General features: G+C 62.6%; 3 protein-coding genes. All 3 read left to right on the top strand.

The genetic code is table 11. The features are described 5' to 3' along the window. Positions 1–673 (top strand): hypothetical protein (locus EN964_RS32050; protein WP_127277242.1); only part of this gene is annotated, 673 nt, incomplete at its 5' end. Between the two features lie 80 nt (positions 674–753). Then, positions 754–1,557 carry an isocitrate lyase/phosphoenolpyruvate mutase family protein gene (locus EN964_RS32055; protein WP_127266631.1) on the top strand — a complete coding sequence of 268 codons (804 nt, stop codon included), beginning with the start codon at positions 754–756 and terminating at the stop codon, positions 1,555–1,557. Between the two features lie 14 nt (positions 1,558–1,571). Next, positions 1,572–2,337: proline racemase family protein (locus EN964_RS32060; RefSeq protein WP_127277244.1), on the top strand; the 766-nt coding region annotated here is incomplete at its 3' end.

Here is a 2,337-nt window from a genome sequence, read left to right on the forward strand (position 1 = left end):
CTTCTATAGGGGTGGGTTGCCGATCGAGATGCGTCATATCGAGGGACCGGACGGCGGCGGTTCGCCGCCCGAGACTTCGGGCTTTTCCAATGCCGCGGTGCTCGCCATCAAGGCCGGCGGCAAGGATCGGCTGACCATGCTGTTCGACCTTGGCGATTCTCCCGACAGCGCCGAAGGCTATGCTGTGCTGGCGCTCTACGACATCACGGCCAAGCCGAAGCTGCTCGACGCCGTCAATGTCGCGCTCGACCGCGGCACCTATTTCCGCGAACCGGGCAAGCTTTCCGTCGGCGCCAACGATGACGTCCTCATCACCATGAGCGCGCATTTCAATTCGAGCCAGAACTATGTGATCACGCCGCTGATCATGATCCGCGACGACAAGTTCGAACCGATCGACATGATCTATACGTTCGATGAAAACCTGTGCGCCTACAGCCGCAAGCAGGATGTAGCTTTTCAGGGCATTGCCGATGGTCAGCCTTATGCCGCCATCAAGGTGACCGTGACCGACTCTACTGTGCTGAACGGCGAAAGCTGCGACGACACTCCGCCCAGACCAGAGTCCCACGAGATCTCCGTCACCTATCACTGGGACAAGAAGACATCGCGCTACACCAAGGATTCCGACGCGCTGGACAAATTGGCAGGAGAGAACGCCAATCGCTTCTGAACCAACCGCATTCGTTTGCCCGGTCAAATCGGGCAGGATAAAATCCGCTTAGCCACACCGCACATGATGGGGGAACTACCATGGACAAGGGCAAGATCTTTCGCGACCTGCATGCCTCGACCTTCGTCATGCCCAATCCCTGGGATATTGGCACGACGAAGCTGCTGGCCTCGTTCGGTTTCACGGCGCTGGCGACGACCAGCGCCGGCTTTGCTTTTTCACGCGGCCTGCCGGATGGCGCCGTGACCTTCGACCAGATGATCCACCATTGCCGCGAGGTGACGGCGGCGACCAGCCTGCCTGTCTCCGCCGACCTCGAGAAAGGCAAGGGCGACAGCGCCGAGCAGGCCGCCGAAACCATCTTCGCGGCGGAAGCGGCCGGTCTTGCCGGCTGCTCGATCGAGGACCACACCGGCGATCCGGACAAGCCGATCTATGATTTCGCGCACGCCGTCGAGCGCGTTGCGGCGGCGGCGGAGGCGGCGCGAGCGCTGAAGCGCGATTTCGTCTTCACGGCGCGGGCTGAGAATTTCCTGTGGGGCAAGTCCGACCTCGACGACACCATCAAGCGGCTGCAGGCGTTCGAGAAGGCCGGCGCCGACGTGCTCTATGCGCCCGGTATCGGCGACGTCGAGATGATCCGCACGCTCTGCTCGGCGGTCAGCAAGCCGGTCAATGTCATGGCAAAGCCTGGCTTCACCATCGCCGACCTCGCCATGGCCGGCGTCAAGCGCATCTCGCTCGGGCCGTGGCTGACCAATTTCGCCTATGGCATGCTGGAAACGGCGGCGCGCGAGATCCAGCAGGACGGCACCTTCGGCTTCACCCGCGCCGCCATGCCGTTCGGCAAATTGCAAGCCCTCTTCGGCAAGTCTTCAGCTTGAACGGGGCCCATCGCATGACGCTTACCGTCGTCGATATGCATACCGGCGGCGAGCCGCTCAGGATCGTCACCGGCGGCTATCCCAGTGTCCCCAAGGGCACGATCCTGGAAAAGCGCGCCTATGTGCGCGACCATCTCGATCATCTCAGGAAGATCCTGATGTTCGAGCCGCGCGGCCATTACGACATGTATGGCGCCTTGCTGGTCGAACCCGACCTGCCCGGCGCCGACCTCGCCGTGCTGTTCATGCACAATGAGGGCTATTCGACGATGTGCGGCCACGCCATCGTCGCGCTCGGCCGCTACGCCGTAGATGAAGGATTGGTGGCGAAACAGGAACCAATCACGACAGTCAATATCGAGGCGCCGTGTGGGCTGGTCGTCGCCTCGGTCGAGGTCAGGGACGGCAAGGCCGGTGCGGTGTCGTTCGAAAGCGTGCCGGCGTTCCTGTTCGCCGGCGGGCAGACGATAGAGCTGGCGGGCCACGGCACGATCGGCTTCGACGTCGCCTATGGCGGCGCTTTCTACGCGCTGGCCGATTGTCACCAATTCGGGCTCGAATTCGCCAAAAGCCGGGTGCGCGATTTCGTCGATGCGGCAACGGCGCTGACGGACAGGCTCAAGGCCGAATTTCCGCTGTCGCATCCCGACCATGCCGACCTTGCCTTCCTCTACGGCACCATCCTGACCGATGGCCGCGATGCTTTTTCCGATGAGGTGACCAAGAACATCTGCGTCTTCGCCGAGGCGGAGGTCGACCGCTCGCCGACCGGTTCCGGCG

Origin of the sequence: Mesorhizobium sp. M7A.F.Ca.CA.001.10.2.1, from assembly GCF_003998575.1 — a bacterium.
Taxonomy (GTDB): domain Bacteria; phylum Pseudomonadota; class Alphaproteobacteria; order Rhizobiales; family Rhizobiaceae; genus Mesorhizobium.

Bases quoted from the DNA above. Each gene is read 5' to 3' on its own strand.
- EN964_RS32055 (WP_127266631.1), top strand. From the start codon at position 754: ATGGACAAGGGCAAGATCTTTCGCGACCTGCATGCCTCGACCTTCGTC.